Here is a 25,503-nt window from a genome sequence, read left to right as displayed (position 1 = left end):
AAATGCCAGGAATATCCTGGCATCTTATTAGCTTTTCTTGACAGTTGAATCCCAGCCTTGCCATTGGTGCTGCATGTATTTCAGCAACTGGCTTTGGCTGATGCTTTCACTTAACACCGTGAAGAACGTGGTTGCATAGATCGGTTGCAACGGTTGTTTAGGCTTGCAAAGGTTCACGCCTTTGAATGGGTTACGCGGTTGCTCAACAGGTTTCCCCGGTGCAGTTGGGCGCGTGTTATTAGGCCTTGAAGTATCAACCTGAGGCTCATTGAGCAAACTGCTCGGGCGCACCAGCGTAATATCCGCAGGTAGGTTATAGACCATTTGTTGCAGTACGCGAACGGTCGTTGGATGCGGATGGCCGATGGCAATCGCAGAGCCATTTCGGCGCGCCAGTTCAACGGCACGATTAAACTGGAAACGAATATCCGCTTCGTTTTGTGTGTCGTCGAGGAACACTTTGCGTTTGATAACTTTGACGTTAGTGCCTGCCGCCGCACGCATCGACTGGCTGTTGCCAATCGTCATGCTATCGAGAAAATAAAGATTATATTGCCCCAGCGCCTGCATAACCTTCTGCATGCCAAACAGGCTGGATGTCATCGCACTACCCATGTGGTTATTGAGGCCCACGGCAAAGGGAACATCATTCACCGCTTCGCGGATGATGCGTTCGATTTCACCGCTGCTCATATCCGGGCGCAGCGTGTCCTTTTCCAGCGGCTGTTTACTCAGTGGTGCCATCGGCAAATGAATCAGGACTTCATGCCCGGCGTTATGCGCCTTAGTGGCCATTTCACGGGCGTGAGGAGCGTTGGGTAAAACTGCGACCGAAATGTTGGCAGGCAGGGCGATAACTTTGTTTTCTTGCGCGGGGCGATAACCGAAGTCATCTATCACTATTGCCAGTTTTCCGGCGTAAACGGGAGCTGCCAGCATAAGTGTGCTGACGAAAAAGAAAGACACACGACGGAATTGAAGCAAAACTTATCTTCCCAACCACGGTTGTGGATTGACGGCCTGGCCCTGGCGACGAATTTCAAAATAAAGTGACGGGCGGCCCTGACCACCACTGTTGCCCACCAGTGCAATCGCCTGGCCGGCGCGAACTTGTGTACCCACATTAACCAACGCGCTTTGGTTGTAACCATACAAACTCATATCGCCTTTGCCATGCTCAACCACGACGACAAGGCCATAGCCCTGCAACCAGTCGGCGAGAATGACACGTCCGTCAGCAATGGCTTTAACTTCAGTGCCTTCACCCGCAGCGATAACTATCCCTTTCCAACGTAGCTCACCCTGGAGTTGTTCGCCATAGCGATGCAAAATTGACCCGCGTACCGGCCAGAAGGCTTGTCCGCGTGCAGCGCCGAGGCCACCTGTACGCGAAATCAGTGAACGTTCACTTTCTGTTGGTTTATAGGTGCTACCTTTGCTGGTCGCTTCCTTTTGGCGGGTTTTAACTTGCTCAGCTTCACGGGCTTCTTTTTCAGCTCTCGCTTTCGCAGCGGCTTCCGCACGGGCAATTTGCCCCTGAAGACGCGACTGGTTCTGGCGCATTTCACTCAGTTTTTGCTGGTCTTGCTGCAAAGAAGACTCGAGAGTAGACAGTGTTTTCTTACGCTCGTTACGCGCGCTTTCAAGCTTAGTTTGCTGAGCTTGTTGCTCGTAGAGAAGGGTCTGCTGCTCGGTTTGCTTAGATTCCAGACTGGCTTTTTGCTCATCAACTTCAGCTTTCGTTTGCTTAAGCTTTTCGATAGTTTCCTGACGCGCCGCGTTCAGATAACCAAAATATGCCTGCAAACGTTGCCCGCGCTGGCTTTCTTCGCCGCTTAAAATCAGCTGAATGCCGGTATGTTGGCCCTGGCGAAAAGCAGCATCAAGTTGAGCTGCAAGATTGCGCTCCTGCGAGGCCTGCTGTTTTTGCAGTTTCGCGAGGGAAGCATTCATGGTGTCGATTTGGCGGTTGAGTTCAGCAAGCGTGTTTTGCGTGTCGCGTAGCTTGCGGCTGGCTTCGGCGATAGCTTTTTCTTGTGCCTGGAGTTGAGCGAGTAATGTAGAGCGTTGTTGCTGTTGCTGACGTACCGCACGTTCTTGAGTCGCAATATTCTGCTGAATAGATTTCAACTCAGCGCGATCGTCGGCATGGCTGATCGAGGGGCATAACAATACGCCAGCGCTTAAAACGCTGGCGTACATCATAGGCCGGACTGAAAACAGCTTCGTTTTCACGGCCCATGTTATTGAAAAAATCGCCTTTCCCCTCATGGGGAGGGATTATTCCACGATGAACAGCGGCTTGCCAGTCATCTCTTGCGGGATTTCCATCCCCATCAGGTTCAGCATCGTTGGTGCGATATCAGAAAGCTTGCCGCCTTCAACCGCTTTCACGTTACGGGAACCGACATAAATCAACGGAACTGGCAGGCTGGTGTGTGCAGTGTGCGCCTGGCCTGTTGCCGGGTCAGCCATCTGCTCTGCGTTGCCGTGGTCCGCGGTGATAAGCAATTGCCCACCGACATTTTCAACCGCAGTAACAACCTGAGCAATACACTGGTCCAGCGCTTCGATTGCCGCAATAGCCGCTTCGTAAACACCAGTATGGCCGACCATATCACCATTTGGATAGTTACAAATGATGGTGTCGTATTTGCCGCTGTTGATAGCTGCCAGCAGTTTTTCGGTCAGTTCTACAGAACTCATTTCCGGCTGCAAATCGTAAGTAGCAACTTTCGGGGAGTTAATAAGAATGCGGTCTTCGCCAGCGAACGGCTCTTCAACGCCACCGTTATAGAAGAAGGTCACATGAGCATATTTTTCCGTTTCGGAGATACGCAACTGAGTTTTATCATGCTTCGCCATCCACTCACCGAAAGTATTGGTCAGTGAAGCTGGTGGATAAGCACAAGCGGCTTTGATGTCTGCTGCATATTCGGTCAGCATCACGAAATCGCCGAAGTTAACCACTTTCTTACGCGCAAAACCGTCGAAGTCAGCGTTAACAAAAGTACGGGTGATTTGACGAGCGCGGTCAGCACGGAAGTTCATGAAGATCAGCGCGTCGCCGTCGTTCATTGCGGCATCCGCTTCGCCTTCTGCGCGGATCACAGTCGGTTTAACGAATTCATCGTTTTCGTCGCGAGCATATGCTGCTTCCAGACCTGCAACAGCAGTTTCTGCCTGGTATTCGCCTTGAGCCAGAGTCAGCAGATCGTAAGCCAGTTCAACGCGATCCCAACGGTTATCGCGGTCCATAGCGTAGTAACGGCCAATCAGGGAGGCGACGCGGCCTTTGCCCAGAGCGGCGAATTTGTCGGCAAATTTCTTCAGAGAAGATTCTGCGCTGCGTGGCGGTGTGTCACGACCATCCAGGAATGCGTGCAGGTAGATGGCTTCTGCGCCACGCTCTGCGGCCAGTTCAATCATTGCCAGAATGTGTTCTTCGTGACTGTGAACGCCACCGGCTGATGCCAGACCCATGATGTGTACTGCTTTGCCAGCAGCAACCGCTTTGTCTACTGCCGCAGTCAGCGTTGGGTTTGCGAAGAAAGTACGTTCTTTAATTTCAACGTCCAGACGAGTCAGATCCTGGTAAACAATACGGCCTGCGCCGAGGTTTACGTGGCCAACTTCGGAGTTACCCATTTGGCCTTCTGGCAGACCGACTTCCAGGCCGGATGCGTTGATCAACGTGTGTGGACGCTGAGCCCACAGGTTATCCATAACCGGGGTTTTAGCATTCAGAATAGCGTTATCCTGCTGCTCTTCGCGGTGACCATAGCCATCCAGAATCACCAGAACCATAGGTTTTTTAGTAACTGACATTGCGACAACCTCTAAGTCAAAGACAAAATTTGCGTAATTTTACTACAGGCCACGGGGTAAATAGCCGCAGAAGATCAAAGAAAGAGGCTGGATTGTGATCGGTTTTACGTCGTTAAGGTAATTTTTTTCGTAACAGGCCGCAGAATCCACATTACCTGGCGCAGACTGGCTGTATTTGCCACAACGCAAATGTATACTCCTCACCTGGTTTTTTCATATTACTTAGTCGGGAGTTACACCCCCCCATGCAAGAAATTATGCAATTCATTAGTCGCCATCCCATACTTAGTCTGGCGTGGGTTGGCTTACTGGCCGCCGTACTTTTCATGACCTTTAAAGGCTTAACCTCTAAAGTTAAAGTCATCACCCGTGGTGAAGCGACACGCCTGATCAACAAAGAAGATGCTGTTGTGGTTGACGTGCGTTCGCGTGATGACTATCGCAAAGGCCATATCGCTAACTCATTGAACGTGTTGCCTGCTGACATTAAAAGTGGCAATTTCGGTGAGCTGGAAAAACATAAAGCGCAACCGGTGATCGTGGTTTGTGGCAACGGTGTTTCTTCTCAAGAATCAGCAGCGCTGCTGACCAAAGCTGGTTTCGAGCAAGTCACTTTGCTGAAAGAAGGGATTGCTGGCTGGAGCGGGGAAAACCTGCCGTTGGTTCGCGGTAAATAAATCGAAACGCACACTGGGGAAGACCATGGCGAATATTGAAATCTACACCAAAGCAACCTGTCCGTTTTGCCATCGTGCAAAAGACCTGCTGAAAAGCAAAGGGGTCGCGTTTCAGGAATTAGCGATTGATGGCGATGCCGTTAAGCGTGAAGAGATGATTAAACGCAGTGGGCGCACCACAGTGCCGCAGATTTTTATTGACGCACAGCACATTGGTGGTTGCGATGACTTGTACGCACTCGATGCTCGTGGTGGACTCGATCCCCTGCTGCGCTAGTGCAGTTCCTTTGTCGCATACTGCCGTTTAAGGACGTATTAATTTTTTAAGGGTTTAAAAATGTCAGAACAAAACAACACAGAAATGGCTTTCCAGATTCAGCGTGTTTACACCAAAGACATCTCTTTTGAAGCGCCGAACGCACCGCATGTATTCCAGAAAGACTGGCAGCCAGAAGTTAAACTGGATCTCGATACAGCTTCCAGCCAACTGGCAGATGACGTTTATGAAGTTGTGTTGCGTGTGACTGTGACCGCAACACTGGGCGAAGACACTGCATTCCTGTGCGAAGTTCAGCAGGCGGGTATCTTCTCCATCGGTGGGATCGAAGGTCCGCAGATGGCACATTGCCTGGGTGCGTACTGCCCGAACATTCTGTTCCCTTATGCACGTGAAGCAATCACTAGCCTGGTTTCTCGTGGCACCTTCCCGCAGCTGAACCTTGCACCGGTTAACTTCGATGCGCTGTTCATGAGTTATCTGCAGCAGCAATCTGGCGAAGGCGAAGGTGCTGAAAACCATCAGGATGCCTGATGAACAGCCTTAATGCTTCAATGACTGTGATCGGTGCCGGTTCTTACGGCACCGCTCTTGCCATCACCCTGGCGCGGAATGGCCACCACGTCGTATTGTGGGGCCATGACCCTAAACATCTTGCTGTATTGCAGGCAGATCGCTGCAATGCTGCATTTCTTCCTGACGTTCCTTTTCCAGACACTCTTCACCTTGAAAGCGACTTAGCGAAAGCATTGGCTGCCAGCCGCAATATTCTGGTTGTCGTGCCGAGCCACGTTTTCGGCGAAGTGCTGCGTCAAATTAAGCCGCTTATGCGCAAAGACGCTCGTATCGTCTGGGCGACTAAAGGTCTGGAAGCTGAAACCGGACGTTTGCTACAAGACGTTGCGCGTGAAGCGTTAGGGGAAGAAATCCCATTGGCGGTGATTTCCGGCCCGACGTTTGCCAAAGAACTGGCAGCAGGTTTGCCAACGGCGATTGCACTGGCAGCAACGGACGAAACTTTTGCTCAGGATCTCCAGCAATTGCTGCATTGCGGCAAAAGCTTCCGTGTATACAGTAACCCGGATTTCATCGGCGTGCAGTTAGGTGGTGCGGTGAAAAACGTGATTGCGATTGGCGCGGGGATGTCTGACGGCATTGGCTTTGGTGCTAACGCTCGAACGGCATTGATCACGCGTGGCCTTGCGGAAATGACGCGTCTTGGCAGTGCCTTGGGTGCAGATCCTGAAACCTTTATGGGAATGGCAGGGCTAGGCGACCTGGTACTGACTTGTACCGATAACCAATCACGTAACCGTCGCTTCGGCATGGCGCTGGGGCAGGGTGCGGACGTGGATTCGGCACAGCAGAAAATCGGCCAGGTGGTTGAAGGTTATCGCAACACCAAAGAAGTTCGGGAGTTGGCGGCGCGTGTAGGCGTCGAAATGCCAATAACCGAGGAAATTTATCAGGTATTGTATTGCGGAAAAAACGCTCGCGAGGCAGCATTGACGTTGCTGGGTCGAACGCGCAAGGATGAACGGAACTCAGGCTAAAAAATAGCTACGACTTGATGGAACAACACAACCGCAATAACTGAAGCGTTCCGGTACTTTGTGCCGGGCGCTGTTTTTCTGTCTGGAGAGAGCAATGTCGTCTGAAGAACTGGATCTGGTGTGGAACAACATTAAAGCCGAAGCGCGAGCGCTTGCCGATTGTGAACCGATGTTGGCCAGTTTTTATCACGCAACTCTCCTCAAGCACGAAAACTTAGGCAGTGCGCTGAGCTATATGCTCGCCAATAAACTTGCTTCCCCGATTATGCCCGCTATCGCGATTCGTGAAGTTGTCGAAGAAGCTTACGCGGCAGAACCACAAATGATTGCCTCCGCCGCTTGCGATATTCAGGCCGTGCGCACCCGTGACCCGGCGGTCGATAAATATTCTACTCCGCTGTTATACCTGAAAGGTTTTCATGCGCTGCAATCTTACCGCATCGGTCACTGGCTGTGGAAAGAGGGCCGCCGCGCGTTAGCGATTTTCCTGCAAAACCAGGTTTCAGTCTCGTTCCAGGTCGATATCCACCCGGCGGCGAAAATTGGTTGTGGGATCATGCTCGATCACGCCACCGGCATTGTGATCGGTGAAACGGCTATCGTTGAAAACGATGTGTCGATTTTGCAGTCGGTAACGCTGGGTGGTACGGGCAAAACCAGTGGCGATCGCCACCCTAAAATTCGTGAAGGCGTGATGATTGGTGCCGGAGCAAAAATCCTCGGCAACATTGAAATTGGGCGCGGCGCGAAAATTGGCGCAGGTTCTGTGGTGTTACAACCAGTGCCGCCTCATACCACGGCGGCTGGGGTTCCTGCGCGCATTGTTGGCAAGCCCGAAAGCGATATGCCTGCCATTGATATGGATCAGCACTTTAACGGAGCCAACAGTGGCTTCGAATACGGCGACGGAATCTAGCTTCTCAGAACGGCGCCGGGATAACCCAACTGGCGCCACGCTTCATATACCACCACCGATACGGCGTTCGATAAATTCATACTGCGGCTGTCCGGCATCATTGGAATACGGATTTTTTGCTCAGCTGGCAGAGCATCAAGAATCGTTGCTGGTAGGCCACGCGTCTCCGGGCCAAACACCAAATAATCCCCATCCTGATAACTTACAGCACTGTGCGCAGGCGTTCCCTTTGTGGTCAACGCAAAGATTCGCTGCGGGTTTTCTGCTTCCAGAAAAGCATCATAGTCTTTATGGCGGTTAACAGCGGCGAACTCGTGATAATCCAGTCCTGCGCGACGAAGACGCTTATCATCCCAGCCAAAGCCTGTCGGCTCGATAATGTGCAACCGGAAGCCGGTATTGGCACAAAGACGGATGATATTCCCGGTATTTGGTGGGATTTCAGGTTCAAACAACACGATATTTAGCATACGGCCCCCATAAGACAAGGCGCGCAGAATATCAATTTATCGCCGGAAGGAAAACAGGCCCCGAAGGGCCTGGTCTTTACGATGATAAATTAACGATGATAGAGCGGCAGCCAAAGAACCAGCCGCAACCCGCCTAACGGGCTGTCGTCAGCTTTCACCCAACCACGATGCTGCTGAACAGCCGTTTCTACAATCGCTAATCCCAGCCCTGTTCCGCCAGATTCGCGATCGCGCGCTTCGTCTGTGCGATAGAAAGGACGGAATATTTGCTCACGATCTTCCGGGCTAACGCCTGGGCCGTCATCGTCAACCGTGATAGTAATCCCTTGATTATCAACGGAGAAATTAACAGCTATTTTCGTATGCGAGTAGCGTAAGGCGTTGCGAACAATATTCTCCAGCGCGCTTTCCAGCGAGTTGGGATTACCGTACATCAACCATGGGCCAGGCGGGTAAGTGACTTCTAATGATTTACCCATCTGTTCGGCTTCAAAGGCTGCGTTATCCAGCACTTCGGACCAGATTTGATTGGCTTTCATCGTCTCGCTTGCCAGCGCATTTTTTTGCTGATTACGCGACATCACCAGCAGGTCGTTGATCATGCCGTCCAGGCGCTGAGCTTCGGTTTCAATACGCTCAAGCTCTTTGCTTTCACCCGCTTTACGGCGCAGCAAAGCCGTGCCCAATTGCAGACGGGTTAACGGTGTACGCAGTTCATGGGAAATATCAGACAACAGCCTTTGTTGGCTCGTCATCATTCTTTCCAGCGCGGTAATCATCTGGTTAAAACTGGCACCGGCCGCGAGAAATTCTTGCGGTCCGGATTCGAGTTCAGGATGTTGACGCAAATTCCCCTGCGCCACCTCATCGGCAGCATTTTTCAATTTACGTGCAGGTTTTGCCAGACTCCACGCCAGCCATAACAGCAGCGGTGAACTGACCAGCATTGTGACAATGAGTAACAGTAAAGGTCTATCAAACAGTAGGTTAATAAAATCAGATTGGGAGTTACTTGCGGGGCGAATCAGGTAGAGCTGGTAGTTATCTTCACCATCACGTACCGAGAAGGGACCCACTAATTCTACGCGGCCATACTTTTTCTTTTGCGGATGATCGGCGTTATCAGACTGACCGATAAAGTTACGGATTATCTGCATTTCATTGCGCTGGGCGCCAATAACTCGCCCTTCGCTGGTCACGAGTAACAAACGCTGCCCCGGTGGTGCCCATTTATCGATGGCCCGGAATAAGCGACGCCACCACATCAGGTCATTGGGTGGATCGTTTTCAAGTTCCGCTTCGACATGCTGTTCAATCATGATGCCTTGACGTTGCTCATTTTCCATCAATTCGGTCATTTGACGCGAATCCAGTTTAGGCAGCATCAGTACTAGCATCAGCACTAACGCCAACGTTAACCAGAAGATGGCAAAAATACGCGCGGTAAGGCTACTTATCATGAAGCAGACACCATCAGGTAGCCGCGGCCACGTAATGTTTTAAACCACGGATGACCGTCTTTGCGATCCGGCAATTTACGACGCAAATTGGAGATATGCATGTCGATTGCGCGATCGAAAGGTGTCAGGCGTTTACCCAGAACTTCCTGGCTTAAATGTTCGCGAGAAACCACCTGGCCCAAATGCTGCGCCAGCAAATAGAGCAGGGTGAATTCGGTACCGGTCAAATCCAGTGCTTGCCCATCAAAGCTTGCTTCCTGGCGACCAGGATTGAGGCTTAAGCCGTCAACTTCAACGGTTGGCGAGCCACTGTCACTGTTTTGCTGCTGCTCACTCCAGTGTGAACGACGCAAAATAGCGCGTATACGGGCCACCAGTTCACGATCGTTAAATGGTTTAGGCAAGTAGTCATCTGCACCCAGTTCGAGGCCGAGAACGCGATCCAGCTCGCTTCCTCGAGCTGTAAGCATAATGACAGGAGTCTGGTGTGACTGGCGCAACTCTTTCAATGTATCAATGCCATTTTTCTTTGGCATCATCACGTCGAGCAATAAAAGGTCAATGGTGTCATCAAGAAGCTCCAACGCTTGTTCGCCATCGTGGGCAACAATTACGTTAAAGCCTTCCATGTCGAGCAGTTCCTTTAACAGGGAAGTAAGCTCTCGGTCATCATCAACTAGCAGAATTTTATTCATTGTTAAATTACCTCCGAGGCAGAAATTACGTCATCAAGGCGCGCTAATCTATGACTTTACGTTGTTTTACACCCCCTGACGCTAGTTTGCAGCGGGAATCGTAGACTGGCTCTCGTTGAATCGCAGCACAGATGATTTCAGGAGCAAGTGATGCGCAATGTTACCGCTGCCGTCATGGCCTCTACATTGACTCTGATTACCCTGGCGAGCCAAGCCAGAGAGTTACCGGCTAGCGATAACTGGTACCAGGGCGGTGAAGGCTCGGTGAAGCGAAATAGCCTTCAAAGCCATATGTTCGACGGGATAAACCTGACCGAACAACAGCGCCAACAAATGCGCGATCTAATGCAACGGGCACGGCATGATAGCCCACCCGTGAATGTAAGCGAAATGGAGACCATGCATAATCTGGTCACCGCAGAGAATTTTGACGAAACGGCAGTGCGTGCTCAGGCTGAAAAAATGGCACAAGAACAAGTGGCTCGCCAGGTTGAAATGGCGAAGGTACGTAATCAAATGTACCGCTTGTTAAGTCCTGAACAGCAGGCCGTTTTGAATGACAAACACCAACAGCGCATGAATCAGTTTCGTGAACTGTCGGATCTGCAACACATGTCTTCGTTGCAGGCATTGAGTAGTAGCAGTAAGCGTAGTAACCAGTAACAAACCCTGTTTTCCTTGCCATAGACACCATCCCTGTCTTCCCCGCCTTAACAGGCGGGTTTTTTTTGCCTGAAGGTTCGGATGAATCCGCTATACTAGCCAGCAATCATTCGCTGGAGCCCCTATGAATCAACAATATGGGAAGCTGGTCAGCCGTGCAGCAATTGCCGCGACGGTGATGGCATCGCTGTTACTTTTGATCAAGATTTTCGCCTGGTGGTATACCGGTTCGGTCAGTATTCTGGCTGCATTGGTCGATTCGCTGGTGGACATCGCCGCGTCGCTGACTAACCTGCTTGTCGTGCGTTATTCGCTGCAACCTGCTGATGAAGAACACACTTTTGGGCATGGGAAAGCGGAATCGCTGGCGGCACTCGCACAAAGTATGTTTATTTCTGGTTCCGCACTGTTCCTGTTTTTGACCGGGATTCAGCATTTAGCGGAACCGGAGCAAATGAAACAACCGTTAGTGGGTGTGATTGTTACGGTTATCGCATTGCTCAGTACGCTCGTACTTGTAACGTTCCAACGTTGGGTCGTGCGCAAGACGCAAAGCCAGGCCGTTCGGGCAGATATGCTTCATTATCAGTCTGATGTTATGATGAACGGAGCCATTTTGGTTGCGCTGGCGCTGTCCTGGTATGGCTGGCATCGCGCTGATTCGATATTTGCATTAGGCATTGGCGTCTATATTTTATATAACGCGATTCGCATGGGGCATGAAGCCGTGCAATCTCTTTTAGATCGCGCGTTACCCGATGACGAACGACAGGCAATTGTTGATATCATCAATGCATGGCCCGGTGTTAAAGGGGCGCATGATTTACGCACGCGGCAGTCAGGGCCGACCCGCTTTATTCAAGTCCATATCGAAATGGAAGACAATCTGCCACTGGTTCAGGCGCACGTTATTGCCGAACAAGTGGAGCAAGCGATTTTGCGTCGTTTCCCTGGGTCAGATGTGATTATTCACCAGGACCCCTGCTCGGTAGTCCCGACGCAGCAGCAAGGGCATTTTGAGCTCTAAATATTCGTTGTAAAACCAGGCATTATTGGAATTTTTTGGATAAAATACCGACATATGGCCTGACCTGAATCAATTCAGCAAGAAGCGGTTGTTATACTATTTGTAGCAGAGTCGACGCCTCGGCATGCCGTAGGCCGTTTCCGGCAACAGGATTAATTTGCATTCAAAAGTTCAGAGGTAGTCATGATCAAAAAAATTGGTGTGTTGACGAGTGGCGGTGATGCGCCAGGTATGAACGCCGCGATTCGTGGTGTTGTCCGGGCAGCATTGTCGGAAGGTCTGGAAGTTGTGGGTGTTTATGATGGCTATCTGGGACTTTATGAAGACCGCATGGTGAATCTGGACCGCTACAGCGTGTCCGATATGATCAACCGTGGCGGCACCTTCCTGGGTTCCGCTCGTTTCCCGGAGTTTCGTGATGAGAAAATCCGTGAAGTCGCTATTGAGAATTTGAAAAAACGCGGTATTGATGCGCTGGTTGTTATCGGTGGTGACGGTTCCTATATGGGTGCGATGCGCCTGACTGAAATGGGTTTCCCATGCATCGGTCTGCCAGGCACCATTGATAACGATATCAAAGGTACTGATTACACTATCGGTTTCTTTACCGCTCTGGAAACCGTCGTTGAAGCAATCGACCGCCTGCGTGACACCTCTTCCTCCCACCAGCGTATTTCTATCGTGGAAGTGATGGGCCGTTACTGTGGCGATTTGACCTTAGCTGCGTCGATTGCCGGTGGCTGTGAGTTTGTTGTCCTGCCAGAAGTTGAGTTCAATCGCGAGGACCTGGTTGAAGAAATCAAAGCGGGCATCGCGAAAGGTAAAAAACACGCTATCGTGGCGATTACAGAGCACATCTGTGATATCGACGAACTGGCTCAATATATCGAAGCGGAAACCAAGCGTGAAACTCGTGCCACAGTTCTTGGCCACATTCAGCGCGGTGGTTCACCGGTTGCTTACGATCGCATTCTGGCTTCCCGCATGGGCGCTTACTCCATCGAACTGCTGCTGCAAGGCCACGGTGGTCGTTGCGTAGGTATTCAGAACGAGAAGCTGGTTCACCATGACATCATCGACGCTATCGAAAGCATGAAGCGTCCGTTCAAAGGTGACTGGCTGGATTGCGCTAAGAAACTGTACTAATTCACGAGCAGTGAAAATTGAAGCCGGGGAAACCCGGCTTTTTGTTGTCTGTTATATGCCCAATAGTTATAGCCAATCTTTTTTTATTCTTTAATGAACGGTTAAATTTCTGGCACGCTGCTTTTATCAAATCTGATTAAAGAGAGCGAACGATGAACAAGTGGGGAGTTGGACTTACATTACTGTTGGCATCAACCAGCGTACTGGCGAAAGATATTCAGTTACTTAACGTCTCTTACGATCCCACTCGCGAACTTTATGACGAGTACAACAAGGCGTTCAGTGCTCACTGGAAACAACAAACCGGCGATAACGTTGTTATTCGTCAGTCTCACGGTGGCTCAGGTAAACAAGCAACGTCTGTTATCAACGGCATTGAAGCTGACGTAGTGACTCTGGCCCTGGCGTACGATGTCGATGCTATCGCTGAACGTGGCCGTATCGATAAAAACTGGATCAAGCGCCTGCCAGACAACTCCGCGCCTTATACGTCGACTATCGTTTTCCTGGTGCGCAAAGGCAACCCGAAACAAATTCATGACTGGAACGATCTGATTAAACCAGGCGTTTCCGTTATCACTCCAAACCCGAAAAGCTCAGGCGGCGCGCGCTGGAACTATCTGGCAGCGTGGGGTTATGCCCTGCATCACAACAATAACGATCAAGCTAAAGCGCAAGATTTCGTAAAAGCGCTGTATAAAAACGTTGAAGTGCTGGACTCCGGTGCTCGCGGTTCAACCAATACCTTCGTTGAGCGCAATATCGGTGATGTGCTGATTGCCTGGGAAAACGAAGCCTTGCTGGCAACTAACGAGCTGGGCAAAGATAAGTTTGAAATTGTCACCCCAAGCGAATCAATCCTTGCCGAGCCTACCGTTTCAGTCGTCGATAAAGTGGTCGATAAAAAAGGGACTCAGGAAGTTGCTACGGCGTATCTGAAATACCTTTACTCGCCAGAAGGCCAGGAAATTGCGGCGAAAAACTACTATCGCCCACGCAATGCAGACGTTGCGAAGAAGTATGAAAATGCGTTCCCGAAACTTAAACTGTATACCATTGATGAAGAGTTCGGCGGCTGGACAAAAGCGCAGAAAGATCACTTCTCAAATGGCGGAACCTTCGACCAGATTAGTCAGCGTTGAGTTTAAAGGCGGCTCCGAAAGGAGCCGTTTTGCTTTTGGGTTTCCGTAAGTTGCGTTACGCTGAGCATCCCTCTTATTGTTCCTGAGGTTTCAATTGCGCTTACGACGCCCGGTCATTCTTTTAATCCTCGTATTGCTTGTTACCGCGGTGGGATGGTTTAGCCTGCGGCAATATTTGCATCACCCCGATGCGCTTTGGCGAATCGTCAGCCAGCAATGTATTCCTCATCACCAAAAAAACCAAAGCCCTGAACCTTGCGCCAAAGTGGATTTGCGCTCGGGGTATGTTTTGCTCAAAGACATCAACGGCCCGCTTCAATATCTGCTTATGCCCGCCGCGAAAATTAAAGGCATGGAAAGCCCTGAACTTTTGCAGCCGAAAACACCGAATTTCTTTTGGCTGGCCTGGCAGCAACGCGATGTGATGAGTCTTCACCGAGGATCTCACGTGCCTGACGACGTTATTTCGCTCACGATAAATTCCACGTCCGGGCGCACGCAAAACCAGCTGCATATTCATATTTCTTGTCTGCGGGAGGAGGTGCGCGAGCAGTTGAATCTCTATGCCAACACCCTGAATAACAACTGGCAGCAATTCCCGGAATCACTGGCAGGAAACCAGTACATCGCAAGAAAAGTGGGTATGGCAGAGTTTTCACAATCTGGCCCGTTCATCATGCTGGCGAATCAGGTTCCGCAGGCACGCGAGCATATGGGGCGTTACAGTATTGCGATGGCACAACTGGCTGACGGAGATTGGGTGGTTTTAGCGACGGAGCGGAATTTACTGCGCTTGAATCTGGCTTCTGCTGAGCAACTACAAGATCATGACTGCGGATTGCTCAAAAAATAAAGGCCCTGCCGGAGCAGAGCCTTAACGTTTATTCGCGAGAATACTTACGCTTTTTTCGCTTCAGCCGCAGCTTTAACGATAACGGCAAATGCGTCTGCTTTCAGGGAAGCACCGCCAACCAGTGCGCCGTCGATGTCTGGCTGAGCAAACAGCTCTGCTGCGTTTTTATCGTTTACGGAACCGCCGTACTGGATGATCACTTGCTCAGCGACTTTCGCATCAGCTTTAGCAATGTGGTCACGAATGAATTTGTGAACAGCCTGAGCCTGAGCAGGAGTTGCTGATTTGCCAGTACCGATTGCCCATACTGGTTCGTAAGCGATTACCACGCCTTCGAATGCCGCAGCACCCTGAGTTTTCAGAACCGCGTCAATCTGACGTGCACAAACTTCTTCAGTTTTGCCCGCTTCGTTTTCTGCTTCGGTTTCGCCGATGCAAAGAACAGGGATCAGGCCAACTTCTTTCAGAATGGCGAATTTCTTAGCGATCAGTTCGTCAGACTCTGCGTGGTAAGTACGACGCTCGGAGTGACCGATAATGATGTATTTAGCACCAACATCTTTCAGCATCTCAGCAGAAACTTCGCCAGTGAATGCGCCAGACAGGTTCAGGTCAACGTTCTGAGCACCAAGAATGATGTGGCTGCCAGAAGCGGCATGTTTAGCCAGATCCAGATACATAGTAGGAGGAGCGATAGCCACGCCACAGCCAGCAACGCCAGCCAGTTCTTTGCGTAAGCCAGCAACCAGCTCGTGTACCATGTGCTTGCTGCCGTTCAGTTTCCAGTTACCCATCACCAAAGGATGTCGCATCTTAATTCTCCACAAGGTCAAACTAATAAAAGAATCGCTGCCATTCAGGGCAGCATGGTCTGTGAAACAGTATAGAGACTCAACAGGCGAAAGGCTTTGCTTTTTGTCATTTATTCGCCGTTGTTAAGTGTTTCAGATAGCGTTAGCTTAATCGGTTCAACAGCGAAGGTAAGCCCCTTTTCACCGTTATCCGCAACCACATAGCGAATCGCGCCATCTGTTTGCGCGTAATAACGCTTGTTCTTACCATTGCCGAGTAATTTGTTGAGTTTAGTAACGCTTTGCGGCTTTGAAAGCGATGGCGTAAATGTGCGAACCAGCGCCGCCATATACTCATTCGCTTTTGCCCGAGCGGCTTTTTGCTCCGGTCCCTGAATCGGTAACCAGGTTATCTGAATAGATTTTATCTTGAGCGTGCCGCGCTCAAGTGCGGCGGACGCATAGAGATTTTCGTTAATCTTACTGGCTGCGCGCATCAGGTTGATTTCATCGGCATTAGAGTCGATGGCGCGGAATTCGTTGATCGGCAACTTCGGATTTTCAGCGCTGAATTTTTCCCGAAACTGCGTGATGTTCATATCAAACGTTGGCGCACCCGCCAGCAAATACGGAGCGGCTTGTAGCGTTGAAGCCGAATCTGTAGGCGGATCGGCCCAGACCACCGCGGCGGGTAGCATCAGTAAAGCCAGAGCTGCAAACAGATGTCTCATTGACAAATTCTCCTGTGAATTCTGCTTCCCGATTAAATCGGCATTCCGTTGGCTTGTCAAAACCCGGCATAGCCAGGGTACACTACGGCGCTAAACAATAAAATGGACCTTACCATGACCATACAGCAATGGCTGTTCTCTTTTAACGGACGTATTGGACGTCGTGACTTCTGGATTTGGATTGGCGTTTGGTTAATCGCGCTGATCATTCTCTTCACCCTGGCGGGTGCAGAAATTATGCCTTATTCCACCGCGGGTTTCTTTTTATCGGGTTCGTTGATTCCAACGGCGGCGGTGATTGTGAAACGTCTGCATGACAGAAATAAGAAAGGCTGGTGGGCGCTGCTGTTTATTCCAGCCTGGCTGCTGCTCGCGGGCAACTGGGAAACATTCGGAACTTTAGCGCAATGGGGACTTGGACGTTTTATCCCAACGCTGATTCTGGTGATGGTGATTATGGACCTGGGCGCGTTTGTTGGTACCCAGGGTGAAAACCGTTTTGGCAAAGACACCAGCGAAGTGAAGTACCGCTAACTTACCAATAATGTTCAGCAGTCATATGGCCCGGTCGGCGACGTAAATGTTTGGTCATCTGCCGGGTATCTTTCAGCAATTGCTGCGTATCACGTACCATCTGCGGGTTTCCGCACAACATCACATGGCTGGTTTCAATGTTCATCGGCAAGCCGACTGCCGCTTCCAGCTCACCGTTTTCGATCAATGCAGGCACGCGTCCGGTTAGCGAACCCGGAATAGACTCACGGCTAACAACCGTCTGAATGCGTAGCTTTCCTTCGTATTGCTGCTGGAGTTTTTGCATTAATGGCAAATAACTCAAGTCCTGCGCGTAACGTACCGCATGCAGCAAAACGATATTCTCAAAACGCTCAAGTCCAGTACCTTCCTGCAAAATTGAAAGATACGGCCCTAATGCGGTTCCTGTCGCCAGCATCCATAGCGTCTGGCAGTCAGGGATTTCATCGAGCACAAAGAACCCTGCCGCTTCGCTGACCAATGAAATCTCGTCGCCGGGTTGCAGCGCGTGTAAACGCGGACTGAGTTTGCCTTCAGGTACGGTGACCAGATAAAACTCAAGATTTGGATCGCTGGGCGCGTTGACGTAGGAGTAGGCTCGCTGCACGCGTTCGCCATCGATTTCCATCCCAAGCTTGGTAAATTGCCCGGCGGTGAAAGGAGCGACAGGCGCATGAACAGTGAGACTAAACAGAGCATCGGTCCAGTTTTCAATCCGGATGACTTTACCTTTGACCCATTCCGCCATGATGCACGCTCCCCTTTGTTGTGTTTTCCCTATCTTCACCAGAAAAGTGCGAGATTTCCAGCCGGTTAAAGCTGGAAAGCTCAATCAGACAAACGGCGGCCTTACAGAATATGAGTCTGTACGTCCGGGTCTTTGCGGTCGAGATAGTGAATAGATTGGATACGGCGAATAGTGCGAGACTTGCCGCGAATCAGCAGTGTTTCTGTGGTCGCCATATTCCCTTTGCGCGTAATCCCATCCAGCAAATCGCCTTTAGTGATGCCGGTCGCGGAGAAGATAACGTTGTCGTTACGCGCCATATCATCGAGTTTTAATACCACACCCGCTTCAATGCCCATTGCCTTACAGCGTTCTAATTCTTTTTCACCGATAAGACGGTTTTCTTCGCTATTACCCTTCACATGGTGACGAGCTAACAGGCGGCCTTGCATGTCGCCATCTAACGCGCGAATAACCGCTGCGGAAATCACGCCTTCAGGTGCGCCGCCGATGCCGTACATCACATCAACTTCGCTATCCGGCATACAGGTCAAAATTGACGCAGCAACATCACCATCAGGAATGGCGAAAACGCGCACGCCAAGTTTTTGTAACTCTGCAATGGTGGCGTCGTGGCGTGGTTTAGCAAGAATGGTAACGGTGAGTTCGCTCAGTGGCTTATTGAGCGCAACGGCGATGTTATAGAGGTTTTCAGCCAGCGGCAGATTGAGGTCGATAATGCCTTTCGCACCCGGGCCGACAATCAGTTTTTCCATGTACATATCGGGCGCATTCAGGAAGCTGCCTTTATCGCCGACGGCCAGCACAGCCAGCGCGTTGGCCTGGCCCATTGCCGTCATGCGGGTACCTTCAATCGGGTCAACGGCGATGTCTACAGCGTCGCCCTGGCCGGTACCGACTTTTTCACCAATGTAGAGCATTGGCGCTTCGTCGATTTCCCCTTCACCAATCACAATCTGGCCATCAATATTGACCTGATTGAGCATGATGCGCATGGCGTGAACAGCCGCGCCATCCGCCGTGTTTTTGTCGCCACGACCCAACCATTTATAACCCGCCAGTGCCGCCGCTTCGGTTACACGGGAAAATTCAATCGCAAGTTCTCGTCTCATTACACACTCATTTAAGAAGCCCAATTGCGACCGAGTTTAGCACAGGCGGGGTAGGGTGATCCCCTCTCCCTGAGGGAGAGGGTTAGGGGGAGGGCAATTAACTTTCTTCGTGATCTTCCCAGGCCAGCGCGCGTTTCACGGCTTTTTTCCAGCCAGCGTAACGGTAGTTGCGTTCGGTGGTTTCGATACCTGGACGGAACTCTTTTTCGATAACCGCTTTCTCGCTAACTTCGTCGAGATTCTGCCAGAAACCAACGGCCAGACCCGCCAGATATGCCGCGCCTAAAGCTGTGACTTCGCGGACTTCAGGGCGTTCTACACGCGTACCTAAAATGTCCGCCTGGAATTGCATCAGGAAGTTGTTCGCCACCGCACCGCCATCTACGCGCAAGGCGTGAAGACGGATATCCGCGTCAGCCTGCATCGCTTCCAGCACGTCGCGCGTTTGATAAGCGATGGACTCAAGCGTGGCGCGGATAATGTGGTTGGCGTTCACGCCACGCGTCAGGCCGAAGATGGCACCACGAGCATATGGGTCCCAGTAAGGTGCGCCGAGGCCGGTAAAGGCTGGCACCACATATACGCCGTTGGTGTCTTTGACTTTTGTAGCGAAGTACTCAGAATCCGTCGCGTCGCTGATAAGTTTCATTTCATCGCGCAGCCACTGAATAGAAGCGCCACCCATGAATACGGCACCTTCCAGCGCATAGTTCACTTCACCGCGTGGGCCGCAAGCGATAGTGGTCAACAAACCGTGAGTGGATTTAACTGCCTGAGTGCCGGTGTTCATCAGCATAAAGCAGCCGGTGCCGTAGGTGTTTTTCGCCATCCCTTCTTTGACGCACAACTGACCAAACAGCGCGGCTTGCTGGTCGCCAGCAATCCCGGCGATAGGAATACGCGTACCGCCTTTACCACCGATGTTCGTCTGGCCATAAACCTCTGACGATTTACGCACTTCTGGCAGCATCTCGCGTGGGATATCCAGCGCTTCGAGCATGCGGTCATCCCAGGTGAGATCGTGGATGTTAAACAACATGGTACGGGAGGCGTTGGTGTAGTCGGTGACGTGCACGCGCCCTTGAGTCATTTTCCAGATAAGCCAGGTATCGACCGTACCAAATAGCAATTCGCCACGGCGAGCACGCTCACGCGAACCCTCCACATGGTCAAGAATCCACTTCACTTTGGTGCCGGAGAAATACGGGTCAACCACCAGGCCGGTTGCTGATTTGATGTACTCTTCCAGGCCGTCGCGTTTGAGCTGTTCACAGATTTCTGCGGTGCGACGGCACTGCCAGACGATGGCGTTATAAATCGGTTTGCCCGTCTCTTTTTCCCAGACAATCGCGGTTTCACGTTGGTTGGTGATACCAATGGCGGCAATTTGGTCTGAGTTGATGTCAGCTTTCGCCAGCACTTCGACAAGTGTGGAACTTTGTGTTGCCCAAATCTCCATTGGGTCGTGTTCTACCCATCCTGCTTTTGGGTAGATTTGCTGGAATTCGCGCTGCGAAACGCTGACTACGTTGGCATCGTGATCCAGGACGACGGCGCGGGAGCTGGTGGTACCCTGATCAAGTGCGACGATATATTTTTTTTCGTGAGTCATAATCTTGTCCTGAAGTCAGTCTTACAAAGAAGCATTTTGTTGCGTGGAGGTGTTGGATTTCTCTTTATCTTCAACACAGACATCGCAAGGTAAATGGTGGCCAATCAACTTACGGTAGCCAAACGCGCCAAGCGCTGCGCCTACTATTGGGCCAAATACTGGCACCAGGAAGTAAGGAATATCGCGTCCGCCGGTAAACGCAACGTCGCCCCAGCCCGCGAGCCATGCAAACAGTTTCGGACCGAAGTCACGCGCAGGGTTCATCGCAAAGCCGGTGAGCGGTCCCATTGATGCGCCGATAACCGCAATCAGTAAGCCAATCAGCAACGGTGCTAATGGGCCACGTGGAATGCCGTTGCCATCATCAGTCAGAGCCAGGATAACGCCCATCAAAATGGCGGTAATCACCATCTCTACGGCAAACGCCTGAATCAAATTGATGTGTGGATTAGGGTAGGTTGAGAAAATACCGGCCAAATCCAGGCTTTCTACGCTGCCGCGCACCATATGATGCGTCTGTTCGTAATCGAGGAATAAATTGTAATACAGGCCATACACCAAAGCTGCGGCGCAGAACGCACCTGCGACTTGTGAAACAATAAACGGAACCACTTTGCGTTTATCGAAGCAGGCGAACAGGCACAATGCGATGGTGACTGCCGGATTGAGGTGCGCACCGGATACCCCTGCGGTCAGGTAGATAGCCATCGCTACCCCCAGCCCCCAGATGATACTAATTTCCCATTGCCCGAAGCTTGCGCCTGCCACTTTTAAGGCGGCAACGCATCCGACACCAAAGAAAATCAACAATGCTGTACCCATGAACTCGGCGATGCACTGACCTTTCAAGGTTGATGGAGCTGTCTGACTCATAATAGGGTCCTGAAGGCAAAATTAATGATTATTGTTTGTTCGGGCATTCCCTGCCGCGCAGGTGCCATGTAGGCGTAGTGTTAATTTATCGTTAACGAACATAAACGAGAAATATCGAACCTAAAATTTGCGTGTCTCGTCATAAAAATGAGCGATCTCGCGTCATTATGTGCGCACTATCACCCAAAAAAGACAACGCAAACGCGCACGTTAATCTTCAGCGCATTAACAAATAGTGTTTTTAAGCCGCGCCGTCGTTCGGTATATGCCGAAAAACGTTATGTTACGCAAAGAGCGCTTGAACTCGCTGGACACGGGTACTCACGCTACTTACAATCGAGACACGCTGCGTGGTGCGCATATATTCATAAGGTGTCTTCGGGGAATATCCGGAACGGGGGATTTATACCCATCATCCTTCAAGCTGCAGGGGCGTTGGCTGCGCTCACTTACCCGAATCACTTACTGAAGTAAGCTCATCGGGATAAGCTCCCTGGCCGCCTACCTGCAACTCGAATGCTAACGGGTATAGACATCCATCAACGCCTTGCAATTCAGGAGAGGTTCGAAATGTCATTTGAAGTGTTTGAGAAACTGGAAGCAAAAGTACAGCAGGCGATTGATACCATTACCCTGCTGCAAATGGAAATCGAAGAACTGAAAGAGACTAACAACAATCTGTCTCAGCAAGTTCAGCAATCTCAGAGCAATCATGAAGAATTAGTACGTGAAAACAATTCTCTGAAAGAGCAACAGCACGTGTGGCAGGATCGTCTGCATGCCCTGCTGGGTAAGATGGAAGAAGTGTAAGACTTTAGCCAGAAAAAGAACGGGCGCCTAAGGGCGCCCGTTTTGTTATTCGATTGTGTTATTCAATATCAAGGGGATCTTCGGAAAGGATGATGCCGGTGTTATCCGCATACAGATGGTCGCCGGAGAAGAATGTCACGCCGCCAAAGTTAACGCGCACGTCACTTTCGCCAACGCCAACACCCGCAGAGCCAACAGGAATGGCGGCAATTGCCTGAATACCAATATCCAGTTCTTCCAGGTCATCGACCTGGCGCACGGCACCGTATACCACAATGCCTTCCCACTCGTTTTGAGTCGCCAGACGGGCAAGTTCTGCGTCAATCAACGCGCGGCGAACTGAGCCACCGCCATCAATCACCAGCACTCGACCACGGCCATTTTGTTCGAGCAGATCATACAACAATCCGTTGTCCTCGAAACATTTCACCGTGATGATTTGCCCGCCAAAGGACGACCGCCCACCGAAATTGGAAAACAGCGGTTCAACGACGTTGACATCTTCCTGGTAGATGTCGCAAAGCTCGGAAGTATCATATTTCATAGGATTAAGATTCTGTTGCTGCACGAGTTGTCAGTATATCGCTTAATGTTAACTGTTGGCAAAATCATCAATTGTTAATTGATATTTGTCAGCTAAAACGACACCGTACTGAGCACAACTCCTATCGCAAACAATAGGTTAGTCAGCAACGCGGCTTTTACCGTGCGCTCGAGCATTGGACGCATAGCGAGCGGATCCCTTTCGCGCAGCACAAACCGGGTCTGCTTAATCAGCAACGGTGCTGCCAGCACAAACAGCCAACCCCACAGACTTTGTAGCCACACCAAATTAAACACGGCCAGGCAGGCCAGAGCGCCCATCAGCAGGCAGGCGTGATAACGACGAGCCTGCACTGGCCCCAGACGCACCGCCAGCGTGTTTTTACCGTTTTCCCGGTCACTGTCGATATCGCGCAAATTATTGATGTTAAGCACGGCGGTCGCTAATAACCCACACGCGGTTGCAGGTAAAATGACTAAAGGCGCGAGAGAGTGCGCTTGTAGATACCAGGTTCCTGCCACGCTCAGCCAGCCGAAAAACACCAGCACCGAAATATCACCAAGCCCCATGTAACCATACGGACGCGTGCCGACGGTGTAGGTGATGGCCGCGATGATTGCCAGCAAACCTAATGCCAGGAAGCCGAGAAAATCTGCCAGCGTACGGCAGGCAACGGCCACCAGGGCCAGGCCAGAAAGACAAATCAGTACCACGGTGATCATCAGCGCCTTTTTCATTTGCGCCTGAGTAATCACCCCTTTTTGCATCCCGCGCAACGGCCCGATACGGTCTTCTTTGTCGCTGCCTTTTACCGCATCGCCGTAATCATTCGCCAGATTTGAGAGGATTTGCAGTAATCCCGCGGTCAACAATGCCAACAATGCGATTGCAGGGTTAAACACACCTTGCCAGAAAGCCAACGCCGAGCCACAAACGATAGAGGCAAATGCCAGAGGTAACGTGCGTGGGCGCAGGCTTTCAAGCCAGGCCTGAGTGGTGCTTACAGAGTGCGATTCGCTCATAGTTCTCTCTGTTAGATATAAAAAAATGGAGGGCATAAGCCCTCCATTTCAAATGAAGAAAATACGTTGAGCGGGATTATAGGATAAAACGGCTCAAGTCTTCATCTGCTACTAACTCATCCAGATGTTTACTGACATATTCGCCATCGATCAGGATGGATTGGCCGTTCATCTCGCTGGCATCATAAGAGATATCTTCGACCAGACGTTCCAGCACAGTGTGCAGACGACGCGCACCGATGTTTTCAGTCGATTCGTTCACTTGCCACGCGGCTTGAGCAATACGACGAATACCATCTTCGGTGAAGTCGATATTTACGCCCTCTGTGCCCAACAGCGCCTTGTACTGCACAGTGATCGACGCGTTTGGCTCAGTCAGAATACGCTCGAAATCTTCTACGGTCAGCGCTTGTAATTCCACACGAATTGGCAGACGACCCTGCAATTCTGGAATCAAATCAGACGGGCTTGCTACCTGGAATGCGCCGGATGCGATAAACAGAATGTGGTCAGTTTTGACCATGCCGTGTTTAGTCGAAACGGTGCAGCCTTCAACCAGCGGCAGCAAATCACGCTGCACGCCTTCACGAGACACATCCGGGCCGGAGCTGTTGCCACCGCGCTTACAGATTTTGTCGATCTCATCGATAAACACGATACCGTGTTGCTCAACGGCATCAATCGCGTCTTGCTTAAGCTCTTCTGGATTCACCAGTTTCGCGGCTTCTTCTTCAATCAGAAGTTTCATCGCGTCTTTGATTTTCAGCTTGCGAGGTTTTTGCTTCTGACCGCCGAGGTTCTGGAACATGGACTGCAACTGGCTGGTCATTTCTTCCATGCCAGGAGGAGCCATGATTTCAACGCCCATCGGTGCCGCAGCCAGATCGATTTCAATTTCTTTATCGTCCAGTTGGCCTTCACGCAATTTTTTACGGAAAGACTGGCGAGCCGTAGAAGGCTCCGGTGCAGTTTCGTTTTGACCCCAGTTGTTTTTAGCGGGTGGGATCAATACGTCGAGAATACGTTCTTCGGCCATTTCTTCGGCGCGATAGCGGTTTTTCTCGATGGATTGCAGACGCACCATTTTCATCGCGGAATCGGTCAGATCGCGGATGATAGAATCCACTTCTTTACCCACATAGCCAACTTCGGTGAATTTAGTCGCTTCAACTTTAATGAACGGCGCATTGGCCAGTTTTGCCAGACGACGAGCGATTTCGGTTTTACCCACACCCGTTGGGCCGATCATTAGAATGTTTTTTGGCGTAACTTCATGACGCAGCTCTTCATCAAGCTGCATACGGCGCCAGCGGTTACGCAGCGCAATCGCCACGGAACGCTTGGCATTGTCCTGGCCAATGATGTGTTTGTTCAGTTCGCTGACAATTTCGCGTGGGGTCATTTCAGACATGGGGATTCCTTACGCCTTAGACGCTAATTCTTCAATAGTATGGAAATGGTTGGTGTAGATACAGATATCACCGGCGATCCCCAGCGATTTCTCTACGATGTCACGAGCACCGAGTTCAGTATTTTCAAGAAGCGCACGCGCTGCTGCCTGGGCATAAGGGCCGCCTGAACCAATAGCAATCAGGTCATCTTCTGGTTGGATAACATCACCATTACCGGTGATGATAAGAGAGGCGTTTTCGTCAGCGACCGCAAGCAGAGCTTCTAGTTTGCGCAGCATACGATCGGTACGCCAGTCTTTTGCCAGTTCAACCGCGGCTTTCACCAGGTGGCCCTGGTGCATTTCAAGCTTGCGTTCAAACAGTTCGAATAGGGTGAAGGCATCCGCGGTGCCGCCAGCAAAGCCGGCAATCACTTTGTCGTTATACAAACGACGCACTTTTTTGACGTTGCCTTTCATTACAGTATTGCCGAGCGTGGCCTGACCATCACCACCGATTACGACATGGCCGTTGCGGCGCACACTTACTATTGTTGTCACGAGCAGACCCCTTATTGCATCAGCTAAATAAGTACCCCGACATTTTATCGGGGCTGAATGCAATTATA

At 50.9% G+C, this 25,503-nt stretch carries 28 protein-coding genes; 12 read left to right on the top strand and 16 right to left on the bottom strand.

The genetic code is table 11. From position 1 onward, the window contains the following. Positions 1-27: 27 nt before the first annotated feature. The 3 genes from DY231_RS23025 to gpmM are packed head-to-tail and all read right to left on the bottom strand — an operon-like array spanning position 28 to position 3,828. Entirely contained in the window at positions 28-984 is a 957-nt protein-coding gene (locus DY231_RS23025; protein WP_370511340.1) for a divergent polysaccharide deacetylase family protein, read from the bottom strand. A gap of 3 nt (positions 985-987) precedes the next feature. Then, positions 988-2,271 carry a murein hydrolase activator EnvC gene (envC, locus tag DY231_RS23020; RefSeq protein WP_115631665.1) on the bottom strand — a complete coding sequence of 428 codons (1,284 nt, stop codon included), beginning with the start codon at positions 2,269-2,271 and terminating at the stop codon, positions 988-990. A 9-nt stretch (positions 2,272-2,280) separates the two neighbouring features. Next, entirely contained in the window at positions 2,281-3,828 is a 1,548-nt protein-coding gene (gene gpmM, locus DY231_RS23015) for a 2,3-bisphosphoglycerate-independent phosphoglycerate mutase (protein ID WP_115631664.1), read from the bottom strand. A 245-nt stretch (positions 3,829-4,073) separates the two neighbouring features. Here gpmM and DY231_RS23010 point away from each other — a divergent pair, with 245 nt between their 5' ends. From DY231_RS23010 to cysE, 5 genes are all read left to right on the top strand, one after another. Next, positions 4,074-4,505, top strand: coding sequence for a rhodanese-like domain-containing protein (locus tag DY231_RS23010; protein ID WP_034500027.1), 432 nt, complete (start codon positions 4,074-4,076; stop codon positions 4,503-4,505). A gap of 25 nt (positions 4,506-4,530) precedes the next feature. Then, positions 4,531-4,782, top strand: coding sequence for a glutaredoxin 3 (gene grxC / locus DY231_RS23005; RefSeq protein ID WP_034500028.1), 252 nt, complete (start codon positions 4,531-4,533; stop codon positions 4,780-4,782). A 60-nt stretch (positions 4,783-4,842) separates the two neighbouring features. Beyond that, positions 4,843-5,316 carry a protein-export chaperone SecB gene (gene secB, locus DY231_RS23000; protein WP_034461441.1) on the top strand — a complete coding sequence of 158 codons (474 nt, stop codon included), beginning with the start codon at positions 4,843-4,845 and terminating at the stop codon, positions 5,314-5,316. Then, positions 5,316-6,335: an NAD(P)H-dependent glycerol-3-phosphate dehydrogenase gene (gene gpsA / locus DY231_RS22995; RefSeq protein WP_115631663.1), complete on the top strand. Its 1,020-nt coding sequence runs from the start codon at positions 5,316-5,318 to the stop codon at positions 6,333-6,335. Before secB ends, gpsA begins: the two co-directional genes overlap by 1 nt. A gap of 94 nt (positions 6,336-6,429) precedes the next feature. Next, positions 6,430-7,251: a serine O-acetyltransferase gene (cysE, locus tag DY231_RS22990; RefSeq protein ID WP_115631662.1), complete on the top strand. Its 822-nt coding sequence runs from the start codon at positions 6,430-6,432 to the stop codon at positions 7,249-7,251. Here cysE and trmL read toward each other — a convergent pair. From trmL to cpxR, 3 genes are all read right to left on the bottom strand, one after another. Further along, positions 7,248-7,721: a tRNA (uridine(34)/cytosine(34)/5-carboxymethylaminomethyluridine(34)-2'-O)-methyltransferase TrmL gene (gene trmL / locus DY231_RS22985; RefSeq protein ID WP_115631661.1), complete on the bottom strand. Its 474-nt coding sequence runs from the start codon at positions 7,719-7,721 to the stop codon at positions 7,248-7,250. The two genes, cysE and trmL, sit on opposite strands and share 4 nt — an antisense overlap. Before the next feature lie 89 nt (positions 7,722-7,810). Then, positions 7,811-9,181: an envelope stress sensor histidine kinase CpxA gene (cpxA, locus tag DY231_RS22980; protein ID WP_034500034.1), complete on the bottom strand. Its 1,371-nt coding sequence runs from the start codon at positions 9,179-9,181 to the stop codon at positions 7,811-7,813. Next, on the bottom strand, positions 9,178-9,876 hold the full coding sequence (cpxR, locus tag DY231_RS22975) for an envelope stress response regulator transcription factor CpxR (RefSeq protein ID WP_034461436.1): 699 nt from the start codon (positions 9,874-9,876) through the stop codon (positions 9,178-9,180). Before cpxR ends, cpxA begins: the two co-directional genes overlap by 4 nt. Positions 9,877-10,026: 150 nt before the next feature. Between cpxR and cpxP the strand changes: the two genes are divergently transcribed. The 5 genes from cpxP (at position 10,027) to DY231_RS22950 (ending at position 14,707) form a co-directional block, all read left to right on the top strand. Then, positions 10,027-10,539, top strand: coding sequence for a cell-envelope stress modulator CpxP (gene cpxP / locus DY231_RS22970; protein WP_115631660.1), 513 nt, complete (start codon positions 10,027-10,029; stop codon positions 10,537-10,539). A 124-nt stretch (positions 10,540-10,663) separates the two neighbouring features. Continuing rightward, positions 10,664-11,566 (top strand): CDF family cation-efflux transporter FieF, encoded by a 903-nt coding sequence (gene fieF, locus DY231_RS22965; RefSeq protein WP_115631659.1) that lies wholly within the window; start codon positions 10,664-10,666, stop codon positions 11,564-11,566. 183 nt (positions 11,567-11,749) lie between these two features. Then, positions 11,750-12,712, top strand: coding sequence for a 6-phosphofructokinase (pfkA, locus tag DY231_RS22960; protein WP_034500037.1), 963 nt, complete (start codon positions 11,750-11,752; stop codon positions 12,710-12,712). A gap of 152 nt (positions 12,713-12,864) precedes the next feature. Continuing rightward, complete coding sequence (gene sbp, locus DY231_RS22955) at positions 12,865-13,854, top strand: sulfate/thiosulfate ABC transporter substrate-binding protein Sbp (protein WP_115631658.1); 990 nt, start codon at positions 12,865-12,867, stop codon at positions 13,852-13,854. Between the two features lie 94 nt (positions 13,855-13,948). Next, entirely contained in the window at positions 13,949-14,707 is a 759-nt protein-coding gene (locus DY231_RS22950) for a CDP-diacylglycerol diphosphatase (RefSeq protein WP_115631657.1), read from the top strand. Between the two features lie 44 nt (positions 14,708-14,751). Here DY231_RS22950 and tpiA read toward each other — a convergent pair whose 3' ends face one another. Together tpiA and DY231_RS22940 are read right to left on the bottom strand one after the other, a co-directional pair. Then, on the bottom strand, positions 14,752-15,519 hold the full coding sequence (gene tpiA / locus DY231_RS22945) for a triose-phosphate isomerase (RefSeq protein WP_034500041.1): 768 nt from the start codon (positions 15,517-15,519) through the stop codon (positions 14,752-14,754). Between the two features lie 110 nt (positions 15,520-15,629). Continuing rightward, entirely contained in the window at positions 15,630-16,196 is a 567-nt protein-coding gene (locus DY231_RS22940; protein WP_370511355.1) for a DUF1454 family protein, read from the bottom strand. A 147-nt stretch (positions 16,197-16,343) separates the two neighbouring features. On the opposite strand from DY231_RS22940, the gene DY231_RS22935 reads away from it, so the two are divergent. Continuing rightward, complete coding sequence (locus DY231_RS22935) at positions 16,344-16,763, top strand: DUF805 domain-containing protein (RefSeq protein ID WP_034500043.1); 420 nt, start codon at positions 16,344-16,346, stop codon at positions 16,761-16,763. Position 16,764: 1 nt separating this feature from the next. Here the strand turns inward: DY231_RS22935 and fpr are convergent, their stop codons facing one another. The 4 genes from fpr to DY231_RS22915 form a co-directional block, all read right to left on the bottom strand. Beyond that, a complete protein-coding gene (gene fpr / locus DY231_RS22930; RefSeq protein ID WP_034500044.1) occupies positions 16,765-17,511 on the bottom strand; it encodes a ferredoxin--NADP(+) reductase in 747 nt (248 codons plus the stop codon). Positions 17,512-17,612: 101 nt separating this feature from the next. Continuing rightward, positions 17,613-18,623 carry a class II fructose-bisphosphatase gene (gene glpX / locus DY231_RS22925; RefSeq protein ID WP_115631655.1) on the bottom strand — a complete coding sequence of 337 codons (1,011 nt, stop codon included), beginning with the start codon at positions 18,621-18,623 and terminating at the stop codon, positions 17,613-17,615. Between the two features lie 97 nt (positions 18,624-18,720). Further along, the gene (gene glpK, locus DY231_RS22920; RefSeq protein WP_115631654.1) at positions 18,721-20,235 is read right to left on the bottom strand and encodes a glycerol kinase GlpK; all 1,515 of its coding nucleotides are present in this window, start codon (positions 20,233-20,235) and stop codon (positions 18,721-18,723) included. A gap of 21 nt (positions 20,236-20,256) precedes the next feature. Next, on the bottom strand, positions 20,257-21,108 hold the full coding sequence (locus tag DY231_RS22915) for an MIP/aquaporin family protein (protein WP_115631653.1): 852 nt from the start codon (positions 21,106-21,108) through the stop codon (positions 20,257-20,259). Between the two features lie 570 nt (positions 21,109-21,678). On the opposite strand from DY231_RS22915, the gene zapB reads away from it, so the two are divergent. Beyond that, the gene (gene zapB / locus DY231_RS22905) at positions 21,679-21,918 is read left to right on the top strand and encodes a septal ring assembly protein ZapB (RefSeq protein ID WP_034461423.1); all 240 of its coding nucleotides are present in this window, start codon (positions 21,679-21,681) and stop codon (positions 21,916-21,918) included. Between the two features lie 58 nt (positions 21,919-21,976). Here zapB and rraA read toward each other — a convergent pair whose 3' ends face one another. The 4 genes from rraA to hslV form a co-directional block, all read right to left on the bottom strand. Beyond that, positions 21,977-22,462 carry a ribonuclease E activity regulator RraA gene (gene rraA, locus DY231_RS22900; RefSeq protein ID WP_034500052.1) on the bottom strand — a complete coding sequence of 162 codons (486 nt, stop codon included), beginning with the start codon at positions 22,460-22,462 and terminating at the stop codon, positions 21,977-21,979. 92 nt (positions 22,463-22,554) lie between these two features. Further along, positions 22,555-23,484 (bottom strand): 1,4-dihydroxy-2-naphthoate polyprenyltransferase, encoded by a 930-nt coding sequence (gene menA / locus DY231_RS22895; protein WP_115631651.1) that lies wholly within the window; start codon positions 23,482-23,484, stop codon positions 22,555-22,557. A gap of 76 nt (positions 23,485-23,560) precedes the next feature. After that, entirely contained in the window at positions 23,561-24,895 is a 1,335-nt protein-coding gene (hslU, locus tag DY231_RS22890) for an ATP-dependent protease ATPase subunit HslU (protein WP_115631650.1), read from the bottom strand. A gap of 9 nt (positions 24,896-24,904) precedes the next feature. Then, positions 24,905-25,435: an ATP-dependent protease subunit HslV gene (gene hslV, locus DY231_RS22885; protein ID WP_034461419.1), complete on the bottom strand. Its 531-nt coding sequence runs from the start codon at positions 25,433-25,435 to the stop codon at positions 24,905-24,907. Positions 25,436-25,503 lie beyond the last annotated feature (68 nt).

Source organism: Buttiauxella agrestis (assembly GCF_900446255.1).
In the GTDB taxonomy this organism is placed as follows: Bacteria; Pseudomonadota; Gammaproteobacteria; order Enterobacterales; family Enterobacteriaceae; genus Buttiauxella; species Buttiauxella agrestis.
Note: the sequence above shows the minus strand (reverse complement) of the source record. Positions and strands in the feature narration are given on the sequence as shown.

What these genes read in the sequence shown, in the direction of transcription:
- grxC (WP_034500028.1), top strand. Translation starts at nt 4,531, where the DNA reads ATGGCGAATATTGAAATCTACACCAAAGCAACCTGTCCGTTTTGCCAT.
- menA (WP_115631651.1), bottom strand. Translation starts at nt 23,484, where the DNA reads ATGAGCGAATCGCACTCTGTAAGCACCACTCAGGCCTGGCTTGAAAGC.
- rraA (WP_034500052.1), bottom strand. Translation starts at nt 22,462, where the DNA reads ATGAAATATGATACTTCCGAGCTTTGCGACATCTACCAGGAAGATGTC.
- cysE (WP_115631662.1), top strand. Translation starts at nt 6,430, where the DNA reads ATGTCGTCTGAAGAACTGGATCTGGTGTGGAACAACATTAAAGCCGAA.
- glpX (WP_115631655.1), bottom strand. Translation starts at nt 18,623, where the DNA reads ATGAGACGAGAACTTGCGATTGAATTTTCCCGTGTAACCGAAGCGGCG.
- DY231_RS23010 (WP_034500027.1), top strand. Translation starts at nt 4,074, where the DNA reads ATGCAAGAAATTATGCAATTCATTAGTCGCCATCCCATACTTAGTCTG.
- DY231_RS22915 (WP_115631653.1), bottom strand. Translation starts at nt 21,108, where the DNA reads ATGAGTCAGACAGCTCCATCAACCTTGAAAGGTCAGTGCATCGCCGAG.
- zapB (WP_034461423.1), top strand. Translation starts at nt 21,679, where the DNA reads ATGTCATTTGAAGTGTTTGAGAAACTGGAAGCAAAAGTACAGCAGGCG.
- hslU (WP_115631650.1), bottom strand. Translation starts at nt 24,895, where the DNA reads ATGTCTGAAATGACCCCACGCGAAATTGTCAGCGAACTGAACAAACAC.
- cpxA (WP_034500034.1), bottom strand. Translation starts at nt 9,181, where the DNA reads ATGATAAGTAGCCTTACCGCGCGTATTTTTGCCATCTTCTGGTTAACG.
- envC (WP_115631665.1), bottom strand. Translation starts at nt 2,271, where the DNA reads ATGAGGGGAAAGGCGATTTTTTCAATAACATGGGCCGTGAAAACGAAG.
- fieF (WP_115631659.1), top strand. Translation starts at nt 10,664, where the DNA reads ATGAATCAACAATATGGGAAGCTGGTCAGCCGTGCAGCAATTGCCGCG.
- gpsA (WP_115631663.1), top strand. Translation starts at nt 5,316, where the DNA reads ATGAACAGCCTTAATGCTTCAATGACTGTGATCGGTGCCGGTTCTTAC.
- DY231_RS22940 (WP_370511355.1), bottom strand. Translation starts at nt 16,196, where the DNA reads ATGCTACCCGCCGCGGTGGTCTGGGCCGATCCGCCTACAGATTCGGCT.
- glpK (WP_115631654.1), bottom strand. Translation starts at nt 20,235, where the DNA reads ATGACTCACGAAAAAAAATATATCGTCGCACTTGATCAGGGTACCACC.
- trmL (WP_115631661.1), bottom strand. Translation starts at nt 7,721, where the DNA reads ATGCTAAATATCGTGTTGTTTGAACCTGAAATCCCACCAAATACCGGG.
- cpxP (WP_115631660.1), top strand. Translation starts at nt 10,027, where the DNA reads ATGCGCAATGTTACCGCTGCCGTCATGGCCTCTACATTGACTCTGATT.
- cpxR (WP_034461436.1), bottom strand. Translation starts at nt 9,876, where the DNA reads ATGAATAAAATTCTGCTAGTTGATGATGACCGAGAGCTTACTTCCCTG.
- DY231_RS22935 (WP_034500043.1), top strand. Translation starts at nt 16,344, where the DNA reads ATGACCATACAGCAATGGCTGTTCTCTTTTAACGGACGTATTGGACGT.
- gpmM (WP_115631664.1), bottom strand. Translation starts at nt 3,828, where the DNA reads ATGTCAGTTACTAAAAAACCTATGGTTCTGGTGATTCTGGATGGCTAT.
- sbp (WP_115631658.1), top strand. Translation starts at nt 12,865, where the DNA reads ATGAACAAGTGGGGAGTTGGACTTACATTACTGTTGGCATCAACCAGC.
- fpr (WP_034500044.1), bottom strand. Translation starts at nt 17,511, where the DNA reads ATGGCGGAATGGGTCAAAGGTAAAGTCATCCGGATTGAAAACTGGACC.
- secB (WP_034461441.1), top strand. Translation starts at nt 4,843, where the DNA reads ATGTCAGAACAAAACAACACAGAAATGGCTTTCCAGATTCAGCGTGTT.
- tpiA (WP_034500041.1), bottom strand. Translation starts at nt 15,519, where the DNA reads ATGCGACATCCTTTGGTGATGGGTAACTGGAAACTGAACGGCAGCAAG.
- pfkA (WP_034500037.1), top strand. Translation starts at nt 11,750, where the DNA reads ATGATCAAAAAAATTGGTGTGTTGACGAGTGGCGGTGATGCGCCAGGT.